Raw genomic sequence first — 19764 nt, forward strand, 5'->3', positions numbered from 1 at the left:
CAAGGCTGCGATGGGGCACTAAGAACGACAGTACAGGAGCTAGCCACTTTTTGGCACAGCGAGTAGCAAGGCACCAACGGCAATCGCCGCCACGCCCGCCCATACCGGGATGCTGAACCAATGGCGTTCATTCATTGTTAGCTCAATAGCCCCCAGGTTGGCCTGGCTGGAGTCTCCAATGTAACTAAAACCGCCAAAGGTCAGGCCCAATCCGCCGACAATGATTAAAGCAATTGCGGCTATCTTGATTGCATTCATGCTGAGTCTCTTTGTCATTTGCAGGTTGATCTGTGCCGATTGACTAACCAATTCGCATCCCCGACATTGAAGGGAGGAGTCCAAAGACTTGCAGCAGCCAGAGAATCACGATAATGACAACAACCACATTCAAGATTTTCTTGATTTTTCCATCCATGGGTAGATAGGTGTTAATGGCCCATAGAATCAGGCCAACGACAGCAAGGGTGACGATCAGTGTAATCAGAGGCATGGACTTTCTCCCGTCAGATGGTTTTGCGAACGGAGAAAAGAATATATCCCGCCACGCTTATCTTCTGTTCGCTGGCGCACAGAGTGATGATAAAGGTGACCTGCCTGATAGAGGCTTGGGTGTTTCCCTGATACTTGCGAAAGGAGTCACCCGGATGTCTGTCGGTGACTTGCTTGTGCGATACATGAGTTGTGAAAGGTTGTTTCCGCTTGTGCGGCGGATTCTCAGAATCAGGAGTCGACTCATGATGGCCACCGCACCCAGGCACGTCTGCCCGAAGCAGAATCATTTGCTCGATGCCCTTCCCCAAGAGGACTTCAAGCGCTTGGCTGCCCAGCTGGAATTAGTGCCGCTGCCGCTCGGCATGTCCCTGTACGAGTCGGGTGAAGGGTTGAGCCACGTCTATTTCCCCACTGATGCCATCGTCTCCCAGCTCTACGTAATGGAGAATGGTGCTTCCGCTGAAATCGCAGTCGTCGGCAATGAGGGCATTGTCGGTCTCGCCGCCTTCATGGGCGGGGAAACCGTGCCCAATCGCGGGGTGGTGCAGAGTGCGGGTTATGCTTACCGGCTGGAGGGTTCAGTGGTGAAACGCGAGTTCGAACGCGGCGGCAGTCTGCGACCCCTCCTGCTGCGCTACACCATGGCGCTGCTGACCCAGACGGCCCAGACTGCGGTGTGCAACAGGCATCATAGCGTCGACAAGCAGCTTTGCCGCTGGTTGCTGCTTAGCCTTGATCGCCTCCCCGCGAACGAACTGCGCATGACCCAGGAATTGATCGCCAACATGCTCGGCGTGCGTCGCGAGGGCGTGACCGAAGCGGCAGGGCACTTGCAGAGCGCCGGGCTAATTCGCTACAGCCGGGGGTGCATCACTGTCCTCGATCGGCCGGGACTGGAAGCCCGGGTGTGCGAGTGCTACGGGGTGGTGCGGCGAGAATTTCAGCGCCTGCTGGCGGGGTGAAGGCGGGCGGGGCGACGGAGAGGTCCATCAGCGGTGGCGACAGCAGCCGAGCAGTGGTATCAGGCTAATCCGCGCAAGGCACCATGACCGCATGCCCGCCAACCTGGCCCCTGATCACCTCGATGCCATAGGCCGCGCGGATATCCGCCGAACCGAGCGCATCCATCTGGCCGCTGCTCACCGCCGCCGGGCCCAGTAACAAGAAGCGGTCGGCGAAGCGCAGTGCGAGGTTCAAGTCATGCAACACGACCAAGGTAATGAGTGCGCGTTCCCGGGCGAGTTGTTGGATGCTCCGCAGCACGGCGATCTGGTTGCGCAGATCGAGATGGTTCACCGGCTCATCGAGCAGCAGCAGTCTTGGCTCCTGAACCAGCGCGCGCGCGATCACGACCTTCTGCAGTTCACCGCCGCTGAGCCGACCAACTCGCCGGGCGCTCAGCGGTGCCAGCCCGAGATCGCAAATCATCGCATCGACGACCTCAAGGTCGCGTTCGCTCGGCTGTAGACCGAGATGCGGCAGACGGCCGAGCAGCACCGCTTCGAACACCGTCACCTGCGCGGTCTCGGTGATCTGCGGCAGATAGGCGATCCGCCGCGCGCGTTCGCGCCGGCTCAGCGAGTCCAAATCGGTGGCATCGACGCGAATCCGTCCTTGCTTGCAAGGCAAGAGCCCGGCGATCAGTTTGAGCAGGGTCGACTTGCCGGCGCCATTCGGCCCCAGCACGGCCAGCAGTTCACCTGGCGCCGATGACAGGCTCAACTGATCCAGCAGCAGCGCACGCGCACTGCCGTTTACAGCGGCGGAGCCTGGATAGGCGAAGGATACCCGATCGATCTCGAGCATCGCGGTCAGCGCCGCTGGCGCAGCAGCAACACCAGCAACAGCGGTGCGCCGAGTAGTGCGGTCACCGCTCCGACCGGCAACATGACTGGCGCGATCAACACCCGTGCCAAGGTATCGGCGCCGAGCAGGATGAGCGCGCCGGCGAGGGCGGAGAATGGCAGCAGAAAGCGCTGATCGCCGCCGATCAGCAGGCGGATCGCATGCGGCGCGATCAGCCCGATGAAACCGATCACACCCAGAAAGGCGGTGGTGATCGCCGCCAGTGCGGCGGCCGCAGCGGTGCCGATCAACCGCTGTCTGGCGACCGAGACGCCGAGCCCGCTGGCGAGATCATCACCCCAAGCGAGCGCGTTATAGCGCCAGGCCGCCCGCAACGGCCAGGGCGCGATCGCGACCAGCGCAGCCGCTAGCCAGGCGACCTCGGACCAGCCGGCACGGCCGAGATCGCCGAAGGTCCAGAATAGGGTCGCCGCGGCCTGGCTGTCGGAGGCAAAGTACTGAACGATCATCGTCGCGGCGCTGGCGAAGGCGCCGAGCGCAATGCCGGCCAAGACCACCGCCTCGGGCGTCAGGCCGCGGAGTGTGCCAATGAGTAGGATCAGCGATGCCGCGCCGAGGCCACCAGTCAGCGCCAAGCCGACCACGCTCATCGGCGCTTGCAGGGTCATGGCCTCGGTGCCCACCGCATGCAAGGCACCGGCATCGAAGAGCACGATGGCACAGGTCGCCCCGAGGGCTGCGCCTTGCGAGATGCCGAGTGTGAAAGGCGATGCCAGCGGATTGCGCAGTAGCCCCTGCAGCACCGCGCCAGCCAGGCCCAAGGAGGCGCCGGCCAGCAGCGCCGCGATCACCCGCGGAAGCCGCAACCCCCAGATGACCTGTGCGGCAACCAGCTGTTCGCGATCCGCCGGCGAGGGCCCGGCGAACAACGCCGCCGCGACTGCGCCAGGACCGAGCTGGTAGGAGCCACTGCCAAGCGCAATCAGCAGCAGCACCGCGAGCGCAATGACCATCATCAGCCCGAGTAGCAAGCGTTGGCGGAGCAGGCGCAGGTAACATTGGATGGGGGCGCCCCGACCCTCAGGCGGGATATCAGCCGTCATCAGTCGGCAGCGGGTAAACCTCGCCAGCCAGGAGATCAACACGCGCGAACCCAGGCTGCCCCACCTGCCCCTCCGCGCGCAGACGCGCATACATCGGCTTGCCGTAGAAATCTCGGTAGATCGCGTCGGCCTTGGCGATGGGATCAAACTCCGGGAACTGCTCCGGATAGAGCCTTGAGGCGATGAACCAGGCGTTAATCAACGCATGCTCAACGTTGGTGTTGTAGGAGTTGAACGGCAAGGTCGCGAAGACCTGTCCGCGTTGCACCGCGTCAAGTGCGGCGAACAGCCCTGGATTGACCGCGACCTCCTTCAGCACCGCGGGCAGGCCGCCACCGTCGATGAACAGGACTGGCGGATTCCAAGCCAGTAGCTGCTCCGGATCAATAAAGCGATGACCGGACTCGGCGATGCGATCGGCCAGGTTGTCGGCACCCGCCCAGCGCATCGGCAGATGGCCAGCCTGAGTGCTGGCGAGCCCTTGCTGCCCCTTGAGGCTGATGCCGCCAATGTAGGCGCTGACCGGCTCGACGCCAACCACAGGTGCCGACAGTTCGGCAAGCGAGGTATCGATGGCGCCGAGCAGCGTCTCGGCACGGTCTTGGCGCCCGAGCGGTTCCGCCAACCGGCGCAGTGATTCGGCAAATACCGGCAGTTGGAGCTCGCCGATATCGCCGTAGCTGAGCAGCAGCACCGGGATGCCGGCGCGCTGCTCAAGCATCCGCACCTGCTGCTCGTCGAGGGTGACGGCCACCGCCAGGTCTGGCTCGACCATTAACAGCCGTTCGAGATCTGGAAGGCGCCCGACACCGCCTGGGCCGATCACCGGCAGCTGCTCGTTCAGATCACCGAGCATGAAGGTATAGGGACGACCGTTCGGGCCGCGCTGCTCCATCGCCTCGATTGCGCAGAGCCCGTCGGTCGCGTTCAGATAGACCAGCAGACGTAAAGCGCCCGGACCCAGCGCGACCATTTTCGGTAACGGCTGCTTCGTCGATGACGAAGCCACGGCAGCCGTCGCATCGGGCCTAGAACCGGCACTGGCCGCAAGCGGTATTGCAGGCCACAACGAACCGAGCGCGGCCGCGCGCAGCAACTTACGCCTACGCATGACGTCGGTCTCCCCGAGTCCAGGCTCGCCTCATGATCTTCTCCCGTTGATTGTAACCATCCACTGCAAGCGCTCGATATTATAAAATCAAAAAAGCGTATGACCAGATGGAATGACGAGTTGGTCAGCTCAGCGCGGACTCCGCGACGCCGGCAAGCCCGAGCCGGCGACGCCGCGTGCCAGATATAGCCCAGGGCGATCACTGATCGCTAGGCTTGGCATCCCCGCTCGCTCAAACAGGCCCCGCATCTCGGTCTCCGCAGGGAGCAGATCACGCGCGACGGCATGATGCCGGCCGTGATGCTCTCGCAACTCGTCGCGGCTCATCAGATGTGCAACCAGGATCTCACCCCCGCGACGCGGATGCGAAATGCGCCTAGATTTGCGTAGCGTGGCGGTGGTGGTGGCGGCGGATCGATGACATATCAACAAATCGGTTCGGCGGAGATCGCCGCCTTCAGAGGTGCCACGACCGTCGAGAAGCTCGGCGCGCGTTGGCAAGGTCTTGGCCAAATAAAAGATGGGCAACAGATTCGCGGCCAACGCGCTGGGTTCGATCAGAACAGCATCCCAACACCTGAGCAAGAACAGATAACGGAGCTAGTGCAAATCACGATGTAGCCACTCGCGTGAAATCCAAAATTGTCGTCCAGCCCTTTAGTGGCAAGGGATTTTGGCCGATCCGCCGGGGAAAATCGGCCAAGAATCGCGATAGCGCAAATCTCTCTTTTCCGTCTCCCCTTGACAGACGGGGAATTGTTCACTAATTTCTGTCTATACAGAAAATCCAGGCAAGAAAGATATGAAGCTGACACCGACCACAGAGAAATTCATCCTCCACTGGGGTGAAATGGGTTCACGCTGGGGGGTTAACCGCACCGTGGCGCAGATTCATGCCCTGCTCTACCTGGCCGAGAAGTCGCTCAACGCCGAGCAGATCAGCGAAACCCTCGGGGTGGCCCGCTCCAATGTTAGTACCAGCCTGAAGGAGCTGCAGTCGTGGGGGCTGGTCAAGGTGATCCACCGGATGGGCGATCGGCGCGACTATTTCGAATCGCAAAAGGATGTCTGGGACATTTTTTTTGTCATCAGCGAGGAGCGGAAGCGGCGCGAACTCGATCCAACCCTAACCCTGTTGCGCGAGTGCGTTCTGGAGGGGGAGGCGGATAAGAAGACCAGTCCAGTGGTAAAAGAGCGCATCCAAGAGACGCTGCTGTTTCTCGAGCAGATCACCGGCTGGTATGAGCAGATCCGGAAACTCGACCCCAAGACCCTGAGTAGGCTGATGAAACTGGGGAGCAAGATCAAGAACCTGCTCAGCAATTAGCAGGTAATGGATATGGCCACGAAACATACAGAACACACGGAAAGCAGTTAATGGCTTGACTGCTTATCTTGCAGGTGAGTATCAGCCTTGCGGAGGGTGCGTTTTACCCAGCGACAAGCATTTTGAGCGAGCATTTCACCAGCATGCGTGACCCAATCGACATACAAACGAAGTGTCTGGTGTGGCGCTGAAATTGTGTATTAGTCGTCTAATTTCCAAATAAACGACTAACACCTTACAGCCACACACTAGGAACATCTTAATCTGCTACGAAATTTCTGTTTTTACTGAAAGTTCCAACAAAAGGGGAAAAGCATGAATATCCTCCTCACAGGTGCCGGTGGCTTTATCGGTTCCCACCTGCTGCGTGCCCTGACACGCGAGGGGCATTGGGTGGTGGCCTGCGTGCGCAATCTCCAGGGGGCCAAGAGGTCCGTCGTCGTCGCCGACTATATTGCCTGCGACTTTGCCCGTGACCTTGGTGAAGAGGCATGGCTGCCTCGGCTGACAAATATCGATGTGATTATCAATGCGGTCGGCATCATTCGCGAGAGCTGCGGCCAGCGCTTTGCCGCCCTTCACACTGATACCCCGATAGCCCTCTTTCGCGCCGCGGCAAAAGCCGGGGTTAGAAAGGTTATCCAAATCTCCGCCCTCGGTGCCGATGCGGGGGCACGGAGCCAATATCACCTGAGCAAGCGGGCGGCGGATGAGGCGCTGGCTGGTCTCGATATCGACTGGACCATCTTGTGCCCCTCCATCGTCTACGGTGCCGGGGCGAAGAGCACCGCCCTTTTCCGCGCATTGGCATCACTGCCGTTCACGCCACTTGTTGGCGACGGGAACCAACGGATACAGCCGCTCCATATCGACGACTTGGTCCGGGCAGTGGTGCAGGCAGTGGAAGATAACTCAACCAACCGGCAACACATTGAGCTGGTCGGCCCGCATGCCATCACCATGCGTGAGCTGCTGGCGAAACAGCGACAGTGGCTCGATGGGGGGGAGCTACGCCCACTCGCCATCCCCTATCCGCTCGCACTAAGGCTGGCGCAACTGGGCGGTTTTCTCGGCGCGACACCTATCGACAGGGGGAGTGTGGAGATGCTGCAACGCGGCAACTGCGCCGATGTTACGCCGCTTATTGCGGCGTTTAACTTCCGACCGCAATCACTTGATGCGATGTTGCAGAAGACACCCGCCAGTGATGCCGACCGTTGGCACGCCCGGCTCTACTTTCTCGCCCCGCTGCTGCGCTACTCCCTGGCGCTGCTGTGGATTTTCACTGCGATAACTTCTGCCTTCCTCTATCCGCAGGAAAAGAGCTATGCACTCCTAGAAGAGGTGGGCATTGATGAGATCGCCCAGCCGTTTTTCCTCTATGGTGCGGCGCTGCTCGACCTCCTGCTCGGCACCGCCCTGCTGTTGCGCCGCCATGTCACCGCAGTGGCACTGCTGCAGATCGCCACTATCCTCGCCTACAGCCTAATCATCACCATTACCCTGCCGGAGTTCTGGCTCCACCCCTACGGCCCTATTAGCAAGAACATTCCTCTGCTGGTGGCTACTTTGATAATGCTGCAACTGGAGAGAAAGTGATGGACTACCTAACGTTAAAGAGCATTCATATCCTCAGCTCCATCCTGCTGTTCGGCACTGGACTGGGCAGCGCCTTCTACAAATACTTCGCTGATCGCAGTGGCAATGTCGCCGCAATCGCCATCACCAACCGGCTGGTGGTGTGGGCCGATTGGCTCTTTACCACCCCGACGATGCTTATCCAACCATTGAGCGGTTTCTTGCTGCTGCACATTCTCGGCTTCGATTGGGGTGCCCCCTGGGTGGTGACTACCCTAGTGCTCTATACGCTTGCTGGCGGCTGTTGGCTGCCAGTGGTGTGGCTACAGATCCGTATGCGGGAGATCAGCAACCGTGCGGTCGAGCATGGCGAGCCGCTGGCCCCGATCTATCACCGCTACCGGCGCATCTGGTTCTGGCTCGGCGTCCCCGCCTTCGTTGCCATGGTGGCTATTGTTCTGTTGATGGTGTTCAAACCCACACTATAGGGCGCAGCGACCAAAAAGATCCCGATATCGATGCCGGATATATGGGCTGCAAGACGGCGACCCGATCATCTTTGCCTCTGACAGCGGCACCCAGCTTGCCGCCACCGCATCGGGCTGGCTGACCGAAGACCATATCGCCGCTGCCTAGAAAAAGGTTCTTCAAAAACCCGAGAAGAGTATGAACATCAGAATACAGACCGACCAGAGGGTCCAAAAAAGGCCCCGGTTCGGGCTGCCCGGCTTTCGATTGGTCATCAGACGCCTGCGCCGGATCGGAGCCAGGGCGGCAGGCCGCACCCTCGATGACCGCCATTCCCGCCAGACGCTCGGGATGGAGGACGCGGTCGTCGACGACATCGCGGATCCAGATCGCCTCGATCTGCCGTGGGAATCGCTGGCGAATCGCGCGGTATATCTCCGGATCCTGCTCACCGGAGTCACCGACGAGGATAAAGCGGCGCGCGGGGAACTGGCCGATGATCGCGCCTATCTGTGCGAGCTTCTGCACCCGCGTCGCCTCGCCGCCCGCTAGGCGCGCAATATCCTGCCACGCGCCCGCCGTGAGCAGGTTCTTGCGCACACTCTTCATGTGGAAGGAGCCCGCGGGATAGCCGGCCGCCGTGATGAATTCCGCGAGTGGGCGATAGAGTCCCCAAGGGCTGCCGGAGACATAGTGAAACGCCGTCGCAGCGCCGAGTGTCCGGTAGCGTTGCGCCATCCCGGGCGCGGCGACGAAGGGACGGAAGAAAGTGTTCTCCAGCACCACCTCCTGCCCGGCGGGGATCCCAGTGATCTTGATGGTGTCGTCGATATCGGAAATCACGGAGCGTCCCTGGGATGCCAGCAGACGGACCCTGCCATTCCCCTGGTGCCCCGGTGAGCGCGCGCGCAGGCGCAGCCAGCCCTGCGTGGATCGCTGGGCGCGCAGCAGCTCCTCGGACCGTTCGACATCCAGCCGCAAGGTGCCCTCGATCAGACCGTTGAGGTCGCTCGATAGCGGTCTGCCCTGCGCATCCAGCAGTTGGTAGGCTATCTGACGCGGGTCCTCGTCGAAACCCAAAGCGACCTGCTCACCGGACTCGTCGTCCGCGACCAAGTCGGACAAGCGGTGGTGAGCCCGCGCGATCTCGTCCGTCGAGTGCCGCTCGGGCCGCGCCACCAGGTGGGTGATTAGGTTGTTGGTGAGTGACCGGGGCTCATGGACCCAGAGGCGCAGCGGGATCGCCCACTGCGCCCCGGCCCGATAGCCGTAACTGGGGTAGATAGTGACGGTCTTGACGTCCTCGGCCCGCAGCGGCACAACCCCGCCGAGCAGGAGCAGTAGGGCCATGATCGCCACTGCCAGGCGCCGAATCATACGACCGGGCGCGGTCGCGCGCGCTGGCGTTACCGCGCTAGAGTACCCGGCTCGACGGGTCCGGAATCGGGGCGTCCGCTTACTCATTATCGTCGCTTCGGCAAGAGCTTGATGAACCATTGGCCCCATTTCTGCCTGAAGGTAATGGTCTGACTCCAGTCGCTCGAAATGCGGCGGATGCCGTGGCCTTCTTTCCCTCGATTCGAACGTCGACCATAGACTCACCCAAAACGAGTGAAGAGCTGACCGACCCGCCAAGCAGCCAGATGATGCGCGGCGCCATCGGGAGCATGAGAGCAAATCCCGGCTCCTCGGGCAGGCGCCGCTGAGCTTGATGTGGCGATATCTCAGACGGCCCCAAAACCCTCGCGCTTGGCGTTGGTCTTGGTGGCCAGCACCTCTTCGAGGGTCTTGACCGGGAATTTCGGCTGGTACTCCTTACCTGCCTCATAGAGCTTCAGCACCTTATCCTCGCTCGACAGTCCCTTCAGATCGTGCTTGTCGATGTAATAGAACTCAGACACCTCGTTCCAGACCGCGCCCTCGCGATATTGGATTAGCACGTAGCGGTTTCCTTCAGCATCGATCTGACAGCTCTCGGCGAGATTTTCGATGAAAATGACCGGAACGCACGAGGGATCCAAATCGTCTTTGAAAAGCGAGATGAACTCGGGAAGCTCATCGACACTCTCGAAGCTGCCGGCGACCATCAGGAGCTTATCGGCAGTCGCGAGCAGAACCGCCTGCTTGAGGAGTGCGCGCGGAGGCGTGCGTTTACCGGCGACCGCGTTCAGCTCGCCTTCTAGGACGGTGAACTCACCACGAAACGCCTGCAGATCGGACTTGGTCGTGGCTCCAAACAGGGTCGTCATCCAAAAGCGTTCTTGTTGTTGATAGTTCTCGAGCAGCATCGCGGAAAATTCTCCAAATAATGAGTATGGGTATGCACACCATGTTAACAGCCGCACCATCATGGTTGATCGGGTGTCGCAAAATCAAGTCGTCTGTTGCTTTTGCCACAAAGGAAAAAAATCGTCGTCGACGTGGCCATGAAGCACTTTACCGTTGACAACAACTGAACGCCTATAGGGTCTTAAGTAAACAGGGCCAGCATCAGGGGCTTGCGAACAACGAATTGGGGGACTAGGTCACAGGTGCACAGCTGTGCATAGCAATTCCTGTACCACTGCAAATCGTCACCTCAAAGCCGGGACCCTGGTATAAGCTTTTCCGGAAATTGCGGAAATGCGGCACCGCTAACACGCGGAACAACTGCGCCGAATCCGCGAAGCTCAAGTGATAATCAGCCTCGGGGAGCGTCTTGCCGGCATCGACCTGCCGCGCGATTGCCAAGGACTGTGGCTGTAGGCTATCCCAGGATTCAGTGCTGATGATCGCTTTCATCGGTGGTCTCCAGCGCCTGTGCAACATCCGCCGCGAAATCTGCGAGCGACTGCGTCAGCGAGACGAATCGATAGGGCGCCTCGTTCGCGCCAATGTGTTCGTGGTCGCCTTTGCCTCGCTCATTCTCGTAGCGCACCAAACAGCGCCCTGAATGGCCGCAATAGCGCCGGTACTTCAACCCATGCGGATGGTCAGGCGTTGGGTGGAGACAGTCATGAACCTGGACAACTCTGTCGCGAGACAGATCAGCCTCCACCAGCGAGACTGTGGTCAATCCAGCCGATGGAATTGGTCACGTACGCGACCGGGTTTTCAGGCTTTATAGTGGACAGAAACATCCAGGTCCTTCTAGCCGAACTGCAATTTCATGCCGACTCCAGCCCTTCAGCTGAGACTCACCAGCGCAACGCAGCCGAAGGACCGGTCCCGACCCAGAGCGGCCAATCGGCCTCTCGCGTTCAATGACCGGTTACCATCCATCACAAGACGCTCAACCGGGCATGCTCGCCTCGAGTAGTCCAAGAACACTCGGACATTGCGGAAACTGATGGCATGTTCTAGAGTTGGAACAATGTAGGATATCCCACAAAGGTAACCCATGCACGAAATCGTCTCCATCCGGGAAGCCAATCAGCATCTTTCGCGTTACCTGGAGCGCGTCGAGAAGGGTGCCGAGATTATCATCACACGCCGCGGCAAGGCTATCGCCCGCGTGCTGCCGATCGAGGCCCGGCCGCAGCTGTCCGATGCCCAGCGCGCCGCTCGGGAGCGTATGCGGGAACGGATGAGTCGTGGCTATGCGCTCGGCGGGACGTACGTCGATCGAGAGACCCTCCATGAGCGCGATCAGTGCCAAGAGCCTGATCGATGCCAAGAACGTGATCGATGAGAGCGCAGCGCTTCAGCGTCGACACGAACATCCTGATCTACAGCATCGACACGGACGCGGGCGCGCGCCACGAGCAGGCGCAGGCCGTGATGGACAGACTGCCCGACGCGGATTGCGTGCTGACCCTCCAGGCACTCGCCGAGTTTTTCCATGCCGTGACGCGCAAGGACAAGATGCCAGCGGAAGAGGCCGCGGCGATGGTGCATGACTGGATGGAGCTCTTTCCGGTCGCCGTCGCCGATGGTCGCACCCTGACCGGAGCCGTTCGCTTGAAAGAGGCGCAAAGCTTTGCCTTCTGGGATGCCATGCTGGTCGAGGTGGCCAGAACCTCTGGGGTCACACGTCTCCTTTCGGAAGACATGCAGGACGGCCGCATGATTGGTGCGCTCCGCATCGAAAACCCGTTCAAGAAGGGCTTTGATCTGGGGCTGGATTAATATGGGTTGGTCGAGCCCCATTGCATCCATGCCCCAGCACCCCCTCTTCGACATCACGCCCGAGCACATCCGCGCACTCGACGACGAGGGCCTGCGCATTCTGATCGCCAGGCTCTGCAAGGCCGATCTGCGGCGCCGGGGTCTCCCGGTCAGCGGGGTCCTCTATGGCGGCAATCAGATCGCCGCCGATGGCGGGATCGATGTCCGCGTCGAGCTTCCGCCGGGTACGGAGATCTCCGGCTTCATCCCGCGACCGGCAACCGGATTCCAGGCCAAGGCCGATGACATGCCGGCCAGCAAAATTGCGGAGGAAATGCGCCCCCGAAAGACCAAGCAGGTCAAGGGTACCAACGCACCTCTTCGTGCGAGCATTCGTGCGCTGGCTGCGGCGGGCGGGGCCTATGTGATCGTCAGCTCCAAGGGCTCCACCACCGACTCGAGGCTGACCGAGCGACGCAACGCCATGCGTGCCGCTGTCGCGGACCTCGACGGCAGCGATGCACTGCACCTCGATTTCTATGACTGCACGCGGATGGCCGATTGGGTCGGCGACTATCCCGGCGAGGTCCTTTGGGTTAGGGAACGGATCGGTCAGGCCGTCCGAGGCTGGCATTCGTTTGGCAACTGGTCCCGGGCACCGGAGCCTGTCGACGGCGACTACCTGAGCGACGACACCGCCCGACTCTGGGACCAGCGTAACGCGCAGGACGGCCCGCTCACGGTCGGCGATGGTCTCGCACGGCTGCAATCGATACTGTCCCAGGCCGGAGGCATCGTCCGGCTCACCGGTCTTTCCGGGACCGGCAAGACTCGGCTGCTGGAGGCGCTGTTCGATCCGCGGATCGGGGACAAGGCCCTGGACCCCGCCTTGGCCGTCTATGCGGACATTGGCGCCGAGACCTCGCAACCGAGCGTCGGCCAACTCGCCAGTCAACTGATCGCCGAGGGCAAACGCGCTGTTCTGCTCTTGGACAATTGCCCGCGGGAGACCCACGACGCCATCGCCCCGGTCTGTAAGTCCGCCGGCAGTCCCATTAGCCTGATCACGGTCGACCTGGACATCCGCGACGAAAGACCGGAGCACACGGATGTCTTTCGTCTTCAGAGCGCCTCCGCGGCGGTCATCGAGTCCCTGCTCGAACGCCGCTATCCGGCGCTGTCCCACGAGATCCGCTCGCGTATCGCGGAATTCTCCGACGGCAACGCGCGCATCGCAATCCTAAGCGCCGGGCATGTGCATCCTGGGACCAACCTCGCCGATTTGGGTGACGAGGGGCTTTTCGAGCGGCTGTTCCACCAGCGCAGGCAGGCCGACGACCCCTTGCTGCGAGCGGCGGAGGCACTCGCTCTGGTGTACTCGTTTGACGGCGAGGCCTCGACCGGCGACGTGGCGGAGCTACCGTTTCTGGCGCGCCTGGTCGGGCTCGAGGTACAAGCGCTGCAGCGCGCGGCAGGGGAGCTGCAGCGGCGCGACATCCTGCAGTCGCGTGGCTGCTGGCGGGCCATCTTGCCGCAGCCCCTTGCCAATTGGCTCGCCAAACGGGCACTCCAATGCCTGTCACCAATCAACGTCGCGAACGCCTTTTGGCGCTGCGGCAACCCGCGGCTGCTCAAGTCCTTTACCCATCGGCTGAGCTATTTGCACGACTCGGTGGATGCCCAGCGCATCGCGGCGTCATGGACCGCCCCCGAGGGTCCACTGGGGGATCTGAGCGTGATGGCTCACAGTTCGGCCGACCTGCGCATAGACTTGGTTCTGCACCTGGCACCGGTGGCCCCGAACGCTGTCCTCGAGCTTGTCGAGCGGTGCGTGATGGGCAGCACGCCGGGCCAGCTCGACGCAGCGACGAAGGCCAATCGCCAAATCTTGATATCCCTATTGCGCAAGCTCGCCTGGTTCCCGCGGCACTTCCGCCGCGCCGCGCTGTGCTTGAGCCGCTTCGCCGAGGCCGAGTTGGGCAAGGGAGAAACTACCCACACGGGCTACCTGGAGGAACTGTTCTGGCCATGGCTATCGGGCGCCCAGGCCGGTCCGCATGAACGCCTTGCCGTGGTGCAGGACTTGCTGGTACTCCCGGGGGGCTTTTCGCGGGACGTCGGCATGATTGCGCTTCGAGGGATGCTGACCGCCGGTCACTTCACCAGCTCGCATGACTTCTCGTTCGGCGGCCATGCCATCGACTTCGGCTGGCGTCCGACGACGCTCGCCGATTATCGGGACTGGTACGGTGGCTCGCTGGTCATCGCCACGCGGCTTGCACTATCGGACTCACCCCAGCGCGGGACGGCGCGTCACGCTATTGCAGAGCACTTCCGCAGCCTCTGGTGCTTTGGGCATGTGTTCGATCAGCTGGAGGAGGCCGTCCTGACTATCGGAACCCAAGAGCATTGGCCGCAGGGTTGGCTCGCCGTGCGGGAAACCCTAGCCTTCGATCGCGAACGCATGGAGCCGGGACTCATTGCACGTCTGGAGTCGATGAAAGAACGGCTCGCGCCGGCTGGCTTGCGCGACCGTCTCCGCAGCTATGTCTTGACTGAAGCGTACAAGATCGCAGACACCGCACATTGGGAGACCGATGGGCAGTATGTGCAGGCGCACGAGGCCGTGATCGAAGAAGCTCGGCGACTCGGGCGGGAGGCCGGAAGGTGCCTGGACCAGTTCGACGGTGACTGGCCCGAGCTGTTCGGCCCAGAAGCCTATCAGGCAGGCTGGTTTGGCGAAGGTCTCGCCGAGACTGCGGCCGATCTGGCGACAACCTGGGCTGAACTTCTGGAGCGTTACCGCGCAACGGACGCGGAGCGGCGCAACGCCTCCCTGCTTGGCGGTTTTCTTCGCACGGCCGCGTCGAAAGACGCAGCCAAGGTCAATGATCTGTTGGACGCCGCGGTTAGCGACCGCTTTCTCGGTCCTGTCTTCCCTTACCTGCAGGCGTCTGTGGGGGGCGATGAAGGTGGGACTCGTCGGCTTATCGCCTCGGTAGAAACCGGCCTGGCGCCAGCCCGCGCCTATGGGAATCTGGCGCTCGGCCGAACAACGGAGGCCATGTCTTCAGCGGCCCTCAGCCGCATTGTATTGGGCATTGCCAGCCTGCCGGACGGCCAGGGCGTCGCGGTGGAGATTCTAAGCATGCACTTCCATGGTGGACGGGGCGAGCAATCGGCATGGGATCCGCTGCTGATCGACTGCGGCCGTCGTCTGCTCGCAAGCTATCCCCTTGATCAAGACCACCACAACCGAGCTTACGAGCTTGCGGAGATCGCGAAGGTCTGTCTCTCCGACACTGAGTCCGCGACGGAGGCCGAGCACCTTTGCTGTCGCATCTCTGACGCGAGCGCGAATGGGCGGGCCTCATGGCTGAACCTTAATGAGTTGATCGAGACACTGTTTTCATTACACCCATTCGTCGCGTTGGATTGCTGGTTTGCTGGTGGGCAAGACGAATGGCGGCACTCCTATATGCATTTCCGCAACGGCATGGACAACCGCAATCCGTTGAAGCGGGTGCCCCTGCCGCTCCTTCTGCAATGGGCGAATGGGGATCCAGAAACGCGATTTTCGAGGCTCGCTGGCACAATTCCGGCGTTTGACCAGCAGGATGGTGCCACACAGTGGAGCGAGGGTGCTCTGGCCCTGTTGGGCGCCGGACCGGACCGCGCAACCGTGCTCCAGGGCCTGGCAAGTCAAATTCACCCGAGGGGTTGGGCTGGATCTCTCGCGGATATCCTGGAGCGACGTCGCCCCCTGTTTCAGGCATTTCTCGACGACGACGACCCTGCGCTCCGCCAGGTCGCACGAGAGACCGACGACGGGCTGCAGCGGGAGATTGTGTTAAGGCGCTCGCATGAGGCCGAGCGTGACGAGCGCTTCGAATAGCGAGTCCAAAAGACCGGAAGGCGGCCGCAGTTCGGCTTGCGTCCAGAACGAAAGCCAATCAAAAAAACCAGCCAGGGAGAACTTCAGGAGCGTGAGTCAAGGCCGAATGTCAGTAATCGAGCGCAGTTCCGCCTTTGGAGCGGTGTAGTTACTCGCCCGCTTTTGGCCGATACCCGCCTTCTGATTTGATCCGGATCATCGTCTCCGACCATCAGAGACGCTTGGGCAGTTAAAGACCAGCTTCTTGGTGTTGAGTAGTTGCCATTCTATTGTTGAAATTGCCTAATTCCCTGAAACAATTAGGTCGGGGCTGCTAACGGGGTCGCCGTAGTCCAGCGTTGGAACAGCAAGGAGTGGGCGATAGGAGACTTCTCGGGCGGCGAAGCCTCGTCTTGATTGGTAAAGGTTTCCCATCCCGTTTGCGCTCAGCCTTTTCGTGCCCGAATATCGGCGCATCATTCGAGCAGCGCTCCAGCTCATGATAAAATTTCAGTCGTTGGTCACTCTGCACAAGACGCTCCCAGAAGGCCGACAGGCAAAGGTTTTAGCCACCCGTCTCAGGGGAGCAAATCAGAATTCCAAGTAACATGCCGCGCAGGGGTTTATTCGATTGACGCATCCTAGAGTCCGAAAAATCGTCGCCGCTTTTGATTTCGACGGAACCATTTCCACTCGCGATACCTTCCTTCCCTTTTTGTTCCGCGTCTTTGGCTGGAGTCGGGTGCTGCGTGTCCTGATCCCGCTGACAGGCGATGGCTTGCGGGTTCTTCTCGGGCGCGCCAGTCGCGATGCCTTCAAGGCGCGGCTGATTGAGCGACTCTTTACCGGCGCGCCCGTCAGCACGATCACTCCCCATGGCCTACGCCATGCCGAGGCGGTCCGGCGGATACTGCGGCCTCAGGCGCTTGAACGCATCGAATGGCATCGCGCGCAAGGGCATCGGCTGGTGATGGTCAGCGCTTCGTTGGAGCTTTATCTTTGCTATGTTGCCGCGTATCTGAGGTTCGATGACCTTCTCTGCACGCAACTGGGGGAGGAGGGCGCTTGTTTCGACGGGCGCATGGCAGGCGGCAATTGTCGCGGTCCGGAGAAAGTCAAACGTTTAGAAGGGCTGCTTGGCGACTTATCCGAACTGGAAATTTACGCTTACGGCGATTCGGACGGCGACCGGGAGATGCTGGACATCGCTCAACACCCGTTCTATCAGCCTTTTCGCGACAAGCAAACAGGTACGGCAGGTTCCTGACAACATTTCCTAGACCCAGAGCGTGGCGAGTCTCAGCTCCAATTCGCTGAAGGGCGGCGCATGAACGACCGCATCGGCAGCGGCCTTGAGCAGCAAGCGCCAGCGGCCCTGCTCTAGTCCATAGGCCTCTAGGGTGCGGCGTTTCGGATCCACCAACCAAACATAGGCAACGCCGTAATGGGCATAGAGCGGCAGCTTGATCTCGCGGTCCTTGCTGGCGGTGGACGGTGAGAGAATCTCGCAAATCCAGTCCGGCACCACCCCGAAACGATGGCCGTTCGGAATCTTGGGCATTCGCTCGCGCCGCCAACCGGCCAGGTCCGGCACCGCAACCTCTTGGTCGCGGACGAAGTGGATCTCCGGTTCAATCAAAATCCACCAACCGCCGGAGCCATCACGCCCACCTCGACCGTAGGCTGGGATCAGATCGCCGGCCAGCATGCTTTCAGTGTAGGCGTGCGGTCCAGAGGGCCTGGGCTGAGTATGCAACTGCCCATTGAGAATCTCGCCGGCTAAGCCTTCTGGTAAGACCTCCAGTTGTTCGTAGAGCGTTAGTTGGTAAGCCAAGGAAGGCATGAGATCAGCTGTCAGCGACTTGGGCGTTATCGAGAAGTCGGGCAGATGACTAACCCAGCTCCAGCTCCGCGCGGGCGACGATCTGCCGCGCCCAGCGCCGATGGGTGGCGGGTTCGCACATGGAGCCCTGGTGTTTAAATACGGCGCGGTCATCGACCAGGATCTTGCGCGCAGCTGTGATGTCGTTTGTCGAGACCTGGAAGGCGGCGTTGATGGACTCAAGCTGGTTGGGATGAATTGCTGTCTTGCCGCAGAGTCCATGCGCGATGTCGTCGGCCAGTTCCTCCCGCAGCAATTCCGGGCAATCCAGATGCTCGAACACCGGCGCCGTGAGCTGGAAACCGAACGGCTTGAAGACATTGACCAGATTGGCGATGGTGAGTCCTAGGGGCGTGCGGTAAATGGTCCGGTTGCGCGGACGGCGAATGCCGAGCAGCGCGAGCAGATCGTTGCCGCCGATACGCAGTGCGAGGATGCGCTCCTGATGGCCGGCCTCGATCAGATGATCGCGCAGTTCGCTCATGCGCGCGACATCGAAAACATCGCGGGTCTCCAGGGTCGGCATGCAGCGAAACCGGGTGCCGGCGAGGGGCCCAAAGTAGGCGTCGAGGTTGCTCTGGTCCAGCTTGGGCAACACAAAGCCGTCGAGCTTGCCGACTCCGGGCAGGGCCAGCAGCCAGTCGAGAATCTCGGGGTTGCGCACCCGCACGAAGCGCATCAGGGTGCTGTGCTCGTCCATGCAATCCAGGCAGTGGCGCAGGTTATCGAGCGCCGTTGGGAGCGCCTGTTCGGCCACGGCATCTTCGGTACAGAAGATGACCGAGCGCAGGCCGGACCAGCGACTGCCGTTGGCGATGGGCAAGCAGTCCTTGTGTGTCAGCGGGACATAGAGCGAGCCACCGAGTCGATACGCGTCAAGCATCGGACAACCCCTTGATGAGCGAGATGGCCTGGTAGGGTGAATCGGGATCGACCTCGCAAGGCACCTGCTTTTCGGTCGCTAACTGCACCAGGTGAGCGACTTCGGGAAGATCGGGATCGCGCAGGATGAGCCGCTCGGGCACCCGCCGCAACAGCACGCGCGTGGCCTCGCCAATCCCGGGTTTGATGAAGTTCTCGTTGGTGATGCCAAAGCGGGTGCGGATGTCCGCCAGCATGCGGGCGGAGCGATCACGCGCGGCGCTCGAATCGACCGGCTGCGCGACCGGCTGGTAGCCAGCATCCAGTTGCGCGCGGATCGCCTCGCGCAACGTCTCGACAAACCACCGCGAGAGATCCTGTGGCTCGAATGGCTCGTAATACAGGCAACCATGGAAGTCGTCGGGACCGATCTGGTCGTTCAGGATCGAGCGACTGACCAGCCCGGACATGGTCGCACCCATAATGCTTGAGGGGATCAGATAGTCCGCATCCGAGGGCGCCACGCCAACCCCGGCCAGATCCGTCAGGGCATAGAGGCGGGTGTCGAGAGTGACGCCTTGGCGAGCATTGAAGTCCGCGAGCGCCGTTTTGAGTTCGCGCGCGATCACCCCCTTGCCGGTCCAGCCATCGACAAAGACCAGTCCCGCCGGATCGCGGTGGCAGTCTTCCAGAATAAAGCGCAGGGCGCGCTGATCGATGCCGCGATCACGGATAATGGAGATCGAGTAGTGCCAGGTCGGACGCGCGAAGACATCTTCCAGCGTGTGTTTGAGAATCACCCCGACCGGCGTGCCGGCGCGCGCGAGCGAGACCAAGGTGATTTCCCCGGTGCGCTCGGCGGCAATAATCGCCGCCAGGTCGAGCAACGCACGCGCCATGCGATCGCGGGTCATCGCAAGCGCCTGATGAAAGACCTCCAGGTAGCGCGCCGAGGGCAGACATTCGGGGCTCAACATCTCGCTGTAATGCCGCTTCCCGCTCTGAATCAGCCGCTCCTTCTCGGCCACCGGGGTGAAGTCGATGGGGATGGGTTTGAGCAGAAAACAGACATCCTCGGGGCGATAGCTGCCCGAGAAGCAAGCAGAGAAGCCAGCAGGGAAATCGACCGAGCCCCTAACGACATCCGTATCTGCGGTGGTTGCCCGAGACGTCATC

21 protein-coding genes are annotated in these 19764 nt (G+C 61.2%); 8 read left to right on the forward strand and 13 right to left on the reverse strand.

Annotation, left to right across the window (positions count from 1 at the left end; all coding sequences use genetic code 11):
* Positions 1 to 39 precede the first annotated feature (39 nt).
* Together Thiofri_RS08165 and Thiofri_RS08170 are read right to left on the reverse strand one after the other, a co-directional pair.
* Positions 40 to 258, reverse strand: a complete 219-nt coding sequence (locus Thiofri_RS08165) for a hypothetical protein (protein WP_009148176.1) — start codon at positions 256 to 258, stop codon at positions 40 to 42.
* Positions 259 to 301: 43 nt separating this feature from the next.
* A complete protein-coding gene (locus Thiofri_RS08170) occupies positions 302 to 490 on the reverse strand; it encodes a Thivi_2564 family membrane protein (RefSeq protein WP_009148177.1) in 189 nt (62 codons plus the stop codon).
* A 244-nt stretch (positions 491 to 734) separates the two neighbouring features.
* On the opposite strand from Thiofri_RS08170, the gene Thiofri_RS08175 reads away from it, so the two are divergent.
* Complete coding sequence (locus Thiofri_RS08175) at positions 735 to 1454, forward strand: Crp/Fnr family transcriptional regulator (protein ID WP_009148178.1); 720 nt, start codon at positions 735 to 737, stop codon at positions 1452 to 1454.
* 64 nt (positions 1455 to 1518) lie between these two features.
* Here the strand turns inward: Thiofri_RS08175 and Thiofri_RS08180 are convergent, their stop codons facing one another.
* The 4 genes from Thiofri_RS08180 to Thiofri_RS08195 form a co-directional block, all read right to left on the reverse strand.
* Entirely contained in the window at positions 1519 to 2298 is a 780-nt protein-coding gene (locus Thiofri_RS08180) for an ABC transporter ATP-binding protein (RefSeq protein WP_009148179.1), read from the reverse strand.
* 5 nt (positions 2299 to 2303) lie between these two features.
* On the reverse strand, positions 2304 to 3401 hold the full coding sequence (locus tag Thiofri_RS08185) for a FecCD family ABC transporter permease (protein WP_009148180.1): 1098 nt from the start codon (positions 3399 to 3401) through the stop codon (positions 2304 to 2306).
* On the reverse strand, positions 3391 to 4512 hold the full coding sequence (locus tag Thiofri_RS08190; protein WP_009148181.1) for an ABC transporter substrate-binding protein: 1122 nt from the start codon (positions 4510 to 4512) through the stop codon (positions 3391 to 3393). The genes Thiofri_RS08185 and Thiofri_RS08190 overlap by 11 nt, the downstream gene beginning before the upstream one ends.
* Positions 4513 to 4641: 129 nt before the next feature.
* The gene (locus tag Thiofri_RS08195; RefSeq protein ID WP_143741860.1) at positions 4642 to 5040 is read right to left on the reverse strand and encodes a hypothetical protein; all 399 of its coding nucleotides are present in this window, start codon (positions 5038 to 5040) and stop codon (positions 4642 to 4644) included.
* 274 nt (positions 5041 to 5314) lie between these two features.
* Here Thiofri_RS08195 and Thiofri_RS08200 point away from each other — a divergent pair, with 274 nt between their 5' ends.
* The 3 genes from Thiofri_RS08200 to Thiofri_RS08210 all read left to right on the forward strand — a co-directional run bounded on the left by Thiofri_RS08200 (position 5315) and on the right by Thiofri_RS08210 (position 7905).
* Entirely contained in the window at positions 5315 to 5839 is a 525-nt protein-coding gene (locus Thiofri_RS08200) for a GbsR/MarR family transcriptional regulator (RefSeq protein WP_009148183.1), read from the forward strand.
* A gap of 315 nt (positions 5840 to 6154) precedes the next feature.
* Positions 6155 to 7438: an NAD(P)H-binding protein gene (locus Thiofri_RS08205; protein ID WP_009148184.1), complete on the forward strand. Its 1284-nt coding sequence runs from the start codon at positions 6155 to 6157 to the stop codon at positions 7436 to 7438.
* A complete protein-coding gene (locus Thiofri_RS08210) occupies positions 7438 to 7905 on the forward strand; it encodes a DUF2269 family protein (protein WP_009148185.1) in 468 nt (155 codons plus the stop codon). Before Thiofri_RS08205 ends, Thiofri_RS08210 begins: the two co-directional genes overlap by 1 nt.
* On the opposite strand, the gene Thiofri_RS08215 is transcribed toward Thiofri_RS08210, so the two are convergent.
* The 4 genes from Thiofri_RS08215 to Thiofri_RS08230 form a co-directional block, all read right to left on the reverse strand.
* Positions 7889 to 9235 (reverse strand): phosphatidate phosphatase App1 family protein, encoded by a 1347-nt coding sequence (locus Thiofri_RS08215; protein WP_223296719.1) that lies wholly within the window; start codon positions 9233 to 9235, stop codon positions 7889 to 7891. The genes Thiofri_RS08210 and Thiofri_RS08215 overlap by 17 nt on opposite strands.
* A 374-nt stretch (positions 9236 to 9609) precedes the next feature.
* Positions 9610 to 10173, reverse strand: a complete 564-nt coding sequence (locus tag Thiofri_RS08220) for a hypothetical protein (RefSeq protein WP_009148187.1) — start codon at positions 10171 to 10173, stop codon at positions 9610 to 9612.
* A 232-nt stretch (positions 10174 to 10405) separates the two neighbouring features.
* The gene (locus Thiofri_RS08225; RefSeq protein WP_009148188.1) at positions 10406 to 10666 is read right to left on the reverse strand and encodes a hypothetical protein; all 261 of its coding nucleotides are present in this window, start codon (positions 10664 to 10666) and stop codon (positions 10406 to 10408) included.
* Complete coding sequence (locus Thiofri_RS08230) at positions 10644 to 10922, reverse strand: toxin-antitoxin system TumE family protein (protein WP_223296759.1); 279 nt, start codon at positions 10920 to 10922, stop codon at positions 10644 to 10646. Before Thiofri_RS08230 ends, Thiofri_RS08225 begins: the two co-directional genes overlap by 23 nt.
* Before the next feature lie 342 nt (positions 10923 to 11264).
* On the opposite strand from Thiofri_RS08230, the gene Thiofri_RS08235 reads away from it, so the two are divergent.
* The 4 genes from Thiofri_RS08235 (at position 11265) to Thiofri_RS08250 (ending at position 17112) form a co-directional block, all read left to right on the forward strand.
* Entirely contained in the window at positions 11265 to 11555 is a 291-nt protein-coding gene (locus tag Thiofri_RS08235; RefSeq protein WP_009148190.1) for a type II toxin-antitoxin system Phd/YefM family antitoxin, read from the forward strand.
* Complete coding sequence (locus Thiofri_RS08240) at positions 11552 to 11992, forward strand: PIN domain-containing protein (protein ID WP_009148191.1); 441 nt, start codon at positions 11552 to 11554, stop codon at positions 11990 to 11992. The genes Thiofri_RS08235 and Thiofri_RS08240 overlap by 4 nt, the downstream gene beginning before the upstream one ends.
* Positions 11993 to 12020: 28 nt before the next feature.
* A complete protein-coding gene (locus Thiofri_RS08245) occupies positions 12021 to 15866 on the forward strand; it encodes a type 1 periplasmic-binding domain-containing protein (protein WP_143741861.1) in 3846 nt (1281 codons plus the stop codon).
* A gap of 610 nt (positions 15867 to 16476) precedes the next feature.
* Entirely contained in the window at positions 16477 to 17112 is a 636-nt protein-coding gene (locus Thiofri_RS08250) for an HAD-IB family hydrolase (protein ID WP_009148193.1), read from the forward strand.
* A gap of 9 nt (positions 17113 to 17121) precedes the next feature.
* Here Thiofri_RS08250 and Thiofri_RS08255 read toward each other — a convergent pair whose 3' ends face one another.
* From Thiofri_RS08255 to Thiofri_RS08265, 3 genes are read right to left on the reverse strand one after another with little or no spacing between them, the layout of a single operon-like run.
* Positions 17122 to 17688: a Uma2 family endonuclease gene (locus Thiofri_RS08255; protein ID WP_009148194.1), complete on the reverse strand. Its 567-nt coding sequence runs from the start codon at positions 17686 to 17688 to the stop codon at positions 17122 to 17124.
* A gap of 49 nt (positions 17689 to 17737) precedes the next feature.
* The gene (locus Thiofri_RS08260) at positions 17738 to 18610 is read right to left on the reverse strand and encodes an HpcH/HpaI aldolase/citrate lyase family protein (protein WP_009148195.1); all 873 of its coding nucleotides are present in this window, start codon (positions 18608 to 18610) and stop codon (positions 17738 to 17740) included.
* Positions 18603 to 19763, reverse strand: coding sequence for a cysteine protease StiP family protein (locus Thiofri_RS08265; RefSeq protein ID WP_009148196.1), 1161 nt, complete (start codon positions 19761 to 19763; stop codon positions 18603 to 18605). The genes Thiofri_RS08260 and Thiofri_RS08265 overlap by 8 nt, the downstream gene beginning before the upstream one ends.
* Position 19764: the final 1 nt, after the last annotated feature.

Origin of the sequence: Thiorhodovibrio frisius, assembly GCF_033954835.1 — a bacterium.
GTDB lineage: Bacteria > Pseudomonadota > Gammaproteobacteria > Chromatiales > Chromatiaceae > Thiorhodovibrio > Thiorhodovibrio frisius.

Bases quoted from the DNA above. Each gene is read 5' to 3' on its own strand.
- Thiofri_RS08265 (WP_009148196.1), bottom strand. From the start codon at position 19,763: ATGACGTCTCGGGCAACCACCGCAGATACGGATGTCGTTAGGGGCTCG.
- Thiofri_RS08185 (WP_009148180.1), bottom strand. From the start codon at position 3,401: ATGACGGCTGATATCCCGCCTGAGGGTCGGGGCGCCCCCATCCAATGT.
- Thiofri_RS08235 (WP_009148190.1), top strand. From the start codon at position 11,265: ATGCACGAAATCGTCTCCATCCGGGAAGCCAATCAGCATCTTTCGCGT.
- Thiofri_RS08200 (WP_009148183.1), top strand. From the start codon at position 5,315: ATGAAGCTGACACCGACCACAGAGAAATTCATCCTCCACTGGGGTGAA.
- Thiofri_RS08165 (WP_009148176.1), bottom strand. From the start codon at position 258: ATGAATGCAATCAAGATAGCCGCAATTGCTTTAATCATTGTCGGCGGA.
- Thiofri_RS08190 (WP_009148181.1), bottom strand. From the start codon at position 4,512: ATGCGTAGGCGTAAGTTGCTGCGCGCGGCCGCGCTCGGTTCGTTGTGG.
- Thiofri_RS08255 (WP_009148194.1), bottom strand. From the start codon at position 17,688: ATGCCTTCCTTGGCTTACCAACTAACGCTCTACGAACAACTGGAGGTC.
- Thiofri_RS08175 (WP_009148178.1), top strand. From the start codon at position 735: ATGATGGCCACCGCACCCAGGCACGTCTGCCCGAAGCAGAATCATTTG.
- Thiofri_RS08205 (WP_009148184.1), top strand. From the start codon at position 6,155: ATGAATATCCTCCTCACAGGTGCCGGTGGCTTTATCGGTTCCCACCTG.
- Thiofri_RS08170 (WP_009148177.1), bottom strand. From the start codon at position 490: ATGCCTCTGATTACACTGATCGTCACCCTTGCTGTCGTTGGCCTGATT.
- Thiofri_RS08240 (WP_009148191.1), top strand. From the start codon at position 11,552: ATGAGAGCGCAGCGCTTCAGCGTCGACACGAACATCCTGATCTACAGC.
- Thiofri_RS08245 (WP_143741861.1), top strand. From the start codon at position 12,021: ATGCCCCAGCACCCCCTCTTCGACATCACGCCCGAGCACATCCGCGCA.
- Thiofri_RS08225 (WP_009148188.1), bottom strand. From the start codon at position 10,666: ATGAAAGCGATCATCAGCACTGAATCCTGGGATAGCCTACAGCCACAG.
- Thiofri_RS08210 (WP_009148185.1), top strand. From the start codon at position 7,438: ATGGACTACCTAACGTTAAAGAGCATTCATATCCTCAGCTCCATCCTG.
- Thiofri_RS08215 (WP_223296719.1), bottom strand. From the start codon at position 9,235: ATGGCCCTACTGCTCCTGCTCGGCGGGGTTGTGCCGCTGCGGGCCGAG.
- Thiofri_RS08220 (WP_009148187.1), bottom strand. From the start codon at position 10,173: ATGCTGCTCGAGAACTATCAACAACAAGAACGCTTTTGGATGACGACC.
- Thiofri_RS08260 (WP_009148195.1), bottom strand. From the start codon at position 18,610: ATGCTTGACGCGTATCGACTCGGTGGCTCGCTCTATGTCCCGCTGACA.
- Thiofri_RS08180 (WP_009148179.1), bottom strand. From the start codon at position 2,298: ATGCTCGAGATCGATCGGGTATCCTTCGCCTATCCAGGCTCCGCCGCT.